The following is an 8,307-nucleotide window of genomic DNA, read 5'->3' on the forward strand; positions in this document are numbered from 1 at the left end:
TATTTACACATATTTTCAAGTTGTTTGACCCAACCAAAACATTAGATGGAGGTTTTTTGTGGTTAAAACAAAAGCAACAACACAAATTTTAATTAATGAAAAAAGAAATAGAAAATTTTTATTAGAAGGAAACTTATGGAAAGTAATTTTTTATTTTACCTTTCCTATCATTATTTATTGGATTTTTCAAAATGCATCAGATGCTATTGATCTTTTTATTTTAAAAAGAAATCAAATTTCAGATAATCAACTTACCTTTGTAAGTCGCGTACATATATTTAAAGGTATTCTTGTTTCTTTTGGTATTTCTATTGCCACAGGAGGAGTTATTTTAGTAGGGCGTGCTTATGGACAAAATAATATTAATAAAATGCACCTTTATTTGGCAAAAACGTTTGTTCTTTCCATTTTAACTGGCTTTATTTTGGTCTTTTTATGCATTTTTGTTTTTAAAAGTTTCATTGCAACTAATATTTTAAAAATTAGTCAAAATGCAATTGAAAACAATGAAGGTATTAAATATTATAATCTTATTATATTTTCGCTTGTTTGTATCATTATAAATACAGTTTTTTTAAGTTTGGAGCGTGCCAAAGGTAATAACAAAATTGCTCTTTTTTTAAATATTTTAAACGCTTCTGCTAAAATTATTTTTTCTTTTGTTCTTTTTCATTATTGGAATTCTTCCATGGTTTCTTTGGCTTTGGCTACTTTGATTTCTAACGGAATTGTTACTTTATTTGCTTTGTGGTTTTTATTTTTTGACAGCAAAAATCCCTTCCGTATTATTTTATCCAAAATCAGTTTTGATAAAGAATTTTTGAAAAAACTTTCTAAATTAGCTATTCCTGTTTGTGCTAGTATTAGTATTTATAGTGTTGGCAAATTAATTGTAAGTATCATTGTTAAAGAATGGTACGGTGATCCTCAAGGAATTAGTAGTTCCCAAATTGGAGCTAATTTAGCCTTAGCAGTAACTATTAATAATGTCTTTTATAATGCACTTAACTCTTTTTCTGATTCCCAAAATGCTATTATATCTCAAAATTTAGGTCATAACAATCTTAATAGAGTCTTTGAAGCATTCAAAAAAATTATTTTTTGTATGTGTGTTTTGGCTTTAATAGGTTCTTTGATTAATATTTTTGGTTATAAGTTAATTTTGCCATTATTTCATGATAGTCCTTGGGAAAAGATTCCTAGTTTGGAACAAGATGCTTTCCGTACTTTATTATTTTTTGAAACTACTAGCTTATGGTTATCGTGTGGTTCTATTATTATGTTTAATTTTTTATTAGCTTTTAAACGCGTAGGACCTTCGGTTTATCTGAATTTTTTAAGAACTTTAATTCGTATCTTTTTTATTGTTCTTTTTTCCAAACACTTTTTAAATCAAGGTGTAATGGGAGTAGGTTTGAGTATTTTTCTTAGTAATTTTATTTGTTTTATCATTACATTATTAATTTTTGCAACTTTTTATATTAAATTAAAACGTGATAAAACATTTGAACAAGATTAAATATTTTATATATTGTAATAACTTTTATATTGATAATTATTTAATAATAGGAGATTTTATTATACTCAAATAAAATACTTCCAAATTTAACATTTTTTTAAATTATGTTTTGAATCTTAATATGTAAATAAAAAACCACCCTAAAAGGGTGGTTTTTTTTCTTTGTGCTGTCTTTTATAATGAGGTTAATAAAGTAAATTATTTATTAAAAGATTTTGTTTTTTTCTTTTTGTCTTTTAGTTTGGGGTTTTTGGGACTTTGTAAAAGTCTTAATCCATTGAAAATAACTAAAAGTGTGCTTCCTTCATGTAAAGTGACTGCCCAAGGTAAATTTATGTATCCAAAAAGATTACAAAGATTCAAGATACAAACTACTACCATAGCAAAAATAATATTTTGCCAAATGATTTTGCGTAGTTTGACAGCTACTTGGTGAGTATAGATAATTTTTGATAAATCGTTTTGCATTAAAACTGCATCTGCTACATCCATTGCCACATCAGTACCGTTTTGCATCGCAATTCCTACATCAGCAGCTGTAAGGGCAGGAGCATCATTGACACCATCACCTACCATTACTGTAGTGCCTTTTTCTTTTTGTAGTTCTTGAACTTTTTCTAGTTTATAGGCAGGTAGAATATCTCCCCAAGCTGCTTTGAGATGAAGTTTTTTTTGTAAGATGTAAGCGATTTGTTGGGTATCTCCTGTAATTACTGCAGTATAGATGTTTTTATGGTTGAAGTATTGCATTAAATGATAAGCTTGAGGACGTAATTTATCCAAAAGAGCTAAAGCCATAACAATGTGATTATTACAACTAAAATAAACGATGGTTTTGCCTTCGGATAAAAATTTTTGCGTTTGGGCTTGTAAAGATGCACAGATTGGAGTTTGGGTAAAAGCAGCAGCTTTGGCAATTTTATAATGATTGTTTTGATAAAAAGTTTCAAGGCCGATGCCAACTGAGCTAGTAATTTCCATTTGGAGGTGAGATTTGTGGTGGAAATGGTTTTTAATAGCTAGTGCTAAAGGATGGTTGGATTTTTGTTCCATCCCTAATAATATATCTAAATATTTGTGATACTTTTCTTCAGAGATTTCGGGGGATACATAAACATCAGTGACTTGAGGTTTGCCTTCGGTAAGGGTTCCTGTTTTGTCGCATGAAAAAGCTTTGATATCTGCCATTTTTTCCAAAGATCTGCCGTTTTTGAATAAAATCCCTTTTTTAGTGAGGTTAGAAATAGCTGCAAGAGTGGAAGGAATGTCAGCTGCAGCTAGGGCACATGGAGATGATACAGTTAAAAAAATCATTGTTTTGTGTAGCCAAGTGCTAAATTCGAAATTGGGATTACTTGGTTCAGTAAAATGTAGTATTCCTGCAAGACCAAGGACAACAACAACTGTTGCCATAACAGTTTTTACATAAATTGGTTCTATTTTTTTAATTAAAGTAGCAGTTTTGGAAATATTGTTTTGGGTTTGGCTTACTAATCTTACAATTTGGGCAAAAACAGTCTTTTCGTTAGTAGTTGTGACACACATAACAAAATGGTTGCTGCCGTTAATGGTGCTGCCGTAGACAAAATCGCCTGGTTTTTTGTCACAAGGAATGCCTTCGCCTGTAATGTTAGCTTCGTTAATGTTGGGATTGCCCGAAACAATGACGCCGTCAGTAGGGATTTGGTCGCCTGGTAAAATTAAGACTAAATCATTGATTTTGAGTAGTTTGGAAGGAATAATTTCAGTACTGCCGTCTTCTTTTTGTAATCTTGCTTCTGCTATTTGAAGCTTTAAGAGATTTTTGATTTCTTTTTGACTTTTTGCCTCAACGTATTCTTCTAAAAAAGAAGCTCCTGAAAATATGAAAATTAATAAAATGCCGTCGTTGTAGTTTTTTAAATATAAAGCTCCCAGAGCCGCTAAAGTCATTAAAATATGAATGTTGGGAGTGAATTTTTTAAATTTGCAAGTATCTTGCCAAGTTTCTATAAAGCCTTCTAAAATAACATGATAGCCGATTAAAAATAAAAGTGCCAAAGAAACAAGAACTAATACTAGTGTGTTTGTGCAATTGTGAGAATGCAAATATAGAGCAAATAAACTATATAAAAATGTTCCTATAACAAAACAAATTAATGGTTTTTTATCGTTGTGTTCGTGATTGTGGATGGATGAAGAATTGTTGCAACAAAACAAATTTTTGTACCTCTTTGCTTAATTTTTTTGGATAAATATAATTGTAAATATTTTAGTAATGTAAAGTATGTTTGGAAAAAGTGTTAATGGATGAGTTGTTTGTTAGTTTTGGGTTTTTAGTTTCGCATTTGCAAAATTTTTTTAATAAAATGGCGTTTTGAATTCAAAACATGTAAAAAAATTCCAAAAAATCTGGAATTTTTTAAAGTTAATAATTATTAATTTTCAGAATTTTGAGAAAAATCTTCTTCTTGTGGAGGGTTATCTAGCAAATCTTGGTATTTGTTTTTGATGCAATTTTCAATTAGTTGACGGGTTTCTGAATTAATGGGATGAGCGATATCTCTAAAGTTGCCTTTGGAAGTTTTTCTACTTGGCATAGCAATAAATATACCTCTTTCTCCTTCTATAATTCTGATGTCATTAACTACAAATTGGTTTTCAAAAGTGATTGAAGAAACTCCTCTTAATCTACTTTCACCGTTGATTTTTCTAATTTTTACATTGGTAACTTTCATTTCTTAAGCCTCCAGTTTTGCTTTATTTTATATTAAATGCTAAATTATTATTCGTTATTTATTATTAATTATTTATGGTTTGTGTAATGATACAAATTAAAAATTACAAATAAAATATAAATAATAATTGGATACAGTTAATATTTTAATGGTTTTTTTATTTAAAAAAAGATTAATATTTAATTTTTTGATATTGATGTTTAATATCGGAAAAAAGGAAAATCATTTCCTAATGAGTTTTGTGATTTACTTTCAATATGAAAAGTTTTATTATTTTATGACATATTAAAAAAAATAAACCATTTAACAGTTAATTTTTGAAAAGTTTCTAAAGTTACCTGTTCGGCTCTAATTTGTAAAGGGATGTGATGTTGTAAGAAAAAAGGAATAATGGTTTCTTTGGATAACAAAAATTGACAAGATAAGTTGTTGAGTAAAGTTTTTCTTTTTTGTTTAAAGGAAGCTTTTACAAACTTGATAAATTGTTGCAAGAAAGTAGGGCAAATGTTGTTATTTTTAGTAAGTTTAATAACAATACTGTCTACTTTGGGTGCAGGAAAAAACATATGTCTTTTAACTTCTTGGGTTTTTTCAATACTAAATAGAAATTGAATAATTACAGATAAAGCGTTATAATTTTTGTTATTGGGTTGAGCCAGTAAACGCATTCCTACTTCTTTTTGAATCATAATAGTAGCATCATTAATTTGGAGAGTGTCAATAATTTTAAAAAGAATAGGTGAGGTAATATAATAAGGTAAGTTACCAATTAAACTTAATTTAGAGTTAGGACTAAAATAATGATCAAAATCTTTTAATAAATCTCTTTTTAAAAAATCATCATAAATGATATTAACATTGTTATGATTTTCAAAATTTAAAAAAGGTTTGAGAGTAGCATCAATTTCATAGGCTAAAACATGTTTAGCTTGAGGGACAATAATTTTGGTTAAAGCACCTTTGCCAGGTCCAATTTCTAAAACATTTTTGTCTGTGATGGAAGCCTTAGTTACAATTTTGTTTAATAAATTAACATCTGTTAAAAAATTTTGACCGTATTTTTTTTTGGTTGTATGATGCATTTGATTTCCTTAAATAAAATTGATATGGATGTTGGCTTTTGGGATTTGTTGTTAGTTGAGAATTGGGGAAGTTGTTTGGGAGGGGTTTATAGGGGAAGTTTTGGATTTATAAAGGGCGATAAAAAAATTTATTATCTTGTTTAGGACTACTTTTGATTAAACTTTTAATAATGGGGGATTCTTCTTTCAGACTTTTGAGTCTTCCCTTAAATTTAATTAAAATTTTGGTTTCAAATTTAGGCTTACTTTCGGAATAAGCATTTTGGAAAGCAGCATTACTTGAAGTATAATATTTAATATAATCGCGGTTTTGGTTGTGATATTGTTGCTTAATGTGTGCAATTTGTTCTTGGTTTTGGTCGTTATCATCTAAAATGTGCCAAATACGTCTATTGAGAAAATCATTACATAAATTTTTTAAAATGGTATCCTTACTATTTTTAAGATGTAGGATTAAACCGTTCATATAATAATCATCAATTGCTAAGTATTTGTCTAGGTCAGTTTGATTGTTTACAAAATTGTAAAAAGGTTGGATGTATGGGTCTACAGGATAGTTATTTTGTAATAAATCACATAAACGTTTACAAATTTTTTCTAAAATAGTGCTATAAGCTCTTACTTTGGGATGATAATAAACTTGCCAGAACATATGATAGCGGTTAATTAAATAATTTTCAATAGCAAAAACACCACTTTGTCTAAAGGCAATACATTTTTCGTTATTTTTGCTAGGATGAGGCTCAATTATCATGCTACGCATTAAACGTTCTAAATCGATATGCCCATAAGTGGCACCTGTAAAATAAGAATCTCGTTCTAAATAATCTAGTCTGTCAATATCAATTTGACTAGTTAAAATTTGTTCTATTAAGGGAAATTTCTTTGTTTTTTCAATCACACTAGCTACATCGTTTTTGAAATCAAGGCTTATTTGGTCTAATAAAGCTCCAATTTCTTTGTTATGTTTGATGATGCGTGCACTTTGCGTTTCGTGGTTTACGTCAAATAAGGTTTCAAAAGAATGAGAATAAGCACCGTGTCCAATATCATGTAATAAAGAAGATACTAGTAAAATTAATTTTTGGGTTTCAGAAAAGTGTTTTTTAATATTTGTAATTTTTAAAAACCGTCTTGCAAGTTCATAAACACCTAAACTGTGTGTAAAACGAGATTGTTCTGCTCCATGAAAGACGATGTTAGCGCCGCTTAATTGTTTTATACGTCTTAATCTTTGGAAAACGGAAGTATCAATTAATTTTTCAATCAATTCGTATTCCAGATAAATATAACCGTAGATAGGGTCACGAAAAACTTCAGATCTGAGAAACTTTTTAAAAGATGGATTGGTTGTTTGCATTGATTTTATTGAGGATAATTTTTAATTAAGTTTATTGAGTTTTTGTAATTTTTATCCTTATCCGTTTTACCTCCTTCTTGTTGTTTGCGTTTTTAAGAAGAGTTTTTATTGAGCGAAAGACACAAATGAAAGGAAATTTATGTCTTTCGTTCAATAAAAAAATAAAATAATTGTTAGTTATATTGTTAGTTTTGCTAAGGGGTGAAAATAAATATAGGTTATAAGGTCTTTGGGGCGAGTTGCAAGATCCTTATAACGCAAGAATTTAAGTTGACAAAATTATTTATTTTTTTACTTTTAATGATTTATTTCAGTAATTTAACAGTATCGCCATTTTTAAGTAAAAAAGCACTGCCGTCATCGGTATCTAAGTGGCATTCAAGTTTAAAATCGGGGTGTACTCTGCACAAAACTTGTTTTAAGATGCCAGGTTTAGTGCCTTCAATTTCAATACTTACCATTTGTTTGTCAGTAATGCCAAAATTTTTTGCATCTTGGGCAGATAAATGAATATGTCTGTTGGCAATAATAACACCTTCTTCAATGTCTACTTGACCTTTGAGACCTATTAAAGTGGCTTTGCCTGAACCTTTAATATCGCCTGAAGATCTAACAGGAGCTGTAAATCCGTGTCTTAAAGCATCGCTTTGACTAATTTCTATTTGGTCAAAAGTTCTTGTGGGTCCTAAAATCCGAACTTGTGGAAGAATTTTTCCTGATGGACTCATAACATCAATTTTTTCTTGGGCTGCAAATTGTCCTGTTTGTTTGAGGGGTTTGAAAAAAGTGAGTTGATAATTTTTTTGACCGAATAAAATATCTAGTGTTTCTTGTGATAGGTGAGTGTGTCTTCCTGAGATTCCTATTGGAATGTGATACATGTTTGCCTCCATTGTTTGCATTTACAGCTTTATTATAACATTTTTATTATAAAATGCCTCTTATTTTCTACATATTTTGATTTTTTTATTGAAGAATTGGTAAAAAGTTTTTGTGCATAAATAGTATATAATTTTTAGTAATTTACTTTATTATAACATGAATTATTAGAAATATTCAAGGTAATTTGTTTATTTTTTTGTTTTATTGTTTTGTTATGCTATATTTATTTAATGACAAATAAAAAGACCCTTTGTAAAAAGAGTCTGGGGTTTAAAGGTATTAATTAAAAGGCTTGTAAGTTAAAATAATAATTTATTAAATAAATATTGTTTTTGTTCATCAGTTTTATTTAATAAATCTTTCATTAAAGAATTGAGTAAATTTGTTTTTTCTTCTATTTGTTTTAAGGTTTTATTTAAAAAAGTGGCTATTTCATTTTGTGTTTCTAATGGGGGAAGAGTTATTTTTATTTTTTTTATTAGCTTTTGGGTGAAATTGGGAATGTGCCCTTGTTTTAAATTTTTTTGAATTTCGTTTTCTTTTTGTTTTAAATAAAAATAGAAATACAAAACATTAAAAGAATCATCTTTAGATTTTGAAATTTGTAAATTTTGAGTAGCCCAAAAAGGTTTAGTATGGAAATGAATATAACCACAACTACCTACACTATTTATAGTTATGGTATGAGGTGTTCCGTTTTTTTAGACATATTTTAATTTCAAAATTACTCTTTAAGACTTAAAATTA

At 28.5% G+C, this 8,307-nt stretch carries 7 protein-coding genes; 1 reads left to right on the top strand and 6 read right to left on the bottom strand.

Annotated elements, in window-relative coordinates:
- Positions 1-58: 58 nt before the first annotated feature.
- Complete coding sequence (locus KE631_RS02640; protein WP_212508995.1) at positions 59-1,519, top strand: MATE family efflux transporter; 1,461 nt, start codon at positions 59-61, stop codon at positions 1,517-1,519.
- Positions 1,520-1,717: 198 nt separating this feature from the next.
- On the opposite strand, the gene KE631_RS00860 is transcribed toward KE631_RS02640, so the two are convergent.
- The 6 genes from KE631_RS00860 to KE631_RS00885 all read right to left on the bottom strand — a co-directional run bounded on the left by KE631_RS00860 (position 1,718) and on the right by KE631_RS00885 (position 8,240).
- Complete coding sequence (locus KE631_RS00860; protein ID WP_212508996.1) at positions 1,718-3,718, bottom strand: heavy metal translocating P-type ATPase; 2,001 nt, start codon at positions 3,716-3,718, stop codon at positions 1,718-1,720.
- Positions 3,719-3,936: 218 nt separating this feature from the next.
- Positions 3,937-4,236 carry a septation regulator SpoVG gene (spoVG, locus tag KE631_RS00865; protein WP_212508997.1) on the bottom strand — a complete coding sequence of 100 codons (300 nt, stop codon included), beginning with the start codon at positions 4,234-4,236 and terminating at the stop codon, positions 3,937-3,939.
- A 275-nt stretch (positions 4,237-4,511) separates the two neighbouring features.
- On the bottom strand, positions 4,512-5,318 hold the full coding sequence (gene rsmA / locus KE631_RS00870) for a 16S rRNA (adenine(1518)-N(6)/adenine(1519)-N(6))-dimethyltransferase RsmA (RefSeq protein WP_212508998.1): 807 nt from the start codon (positions 5,316-5,318) through the stop codon (positions 4,512-4,514).
- Between the two features lie 106 nt (positions 5,319-5,424).
- Positions 5,425-6,678 carry an HD domain-containing protein gene (locus tag KE631_RS00875; protein ID WP_212508999.1) on the bottom strand — a complete coding sequence of 418 codons (1,254 nt, stop codon included), beginning with the start codon at positions 6,676-6,678 and terminating at the stop codon, positions 5,425-5,427.
- 305 nt (positions 6,679-6,983) lie between these two features.
- Entirely contained in the window at positions 6,984-7,580 is a 597-nt protein-coding gene (locus tag KE631_RS00880; protein ID WP_249291070.1) for a phosphate propanoyltransferase, read from the bottom strand.
- 279 nt (positions 7,581-7,859) lie between these two features.
- On the bottom strand, positions 7,860-8,240 hold the full coding sequence (locus KE631_RS00885; RefSeq protein WP_308507125.1) for a restriction endonuclease subunit S: 381 nt from the start codon (positions 8,238-8,240) through the stop codon (positions 7,860-7,862).
- Positions 8,241-8,307: the final 67 nt, after the last annotated feature.

The sequence above is a fragment of the 'Santalum album' aster yellows phytoplasma genome, from assembly GCF_018283495.1.
GTDB classification, from domain to species: domain Bacteria; phylum Bacillota_I; class Bacilli_A; order Acholeplasmatales; family Acholeplasmataceae; genus Phytoplasma; species Phytoplasma asteris.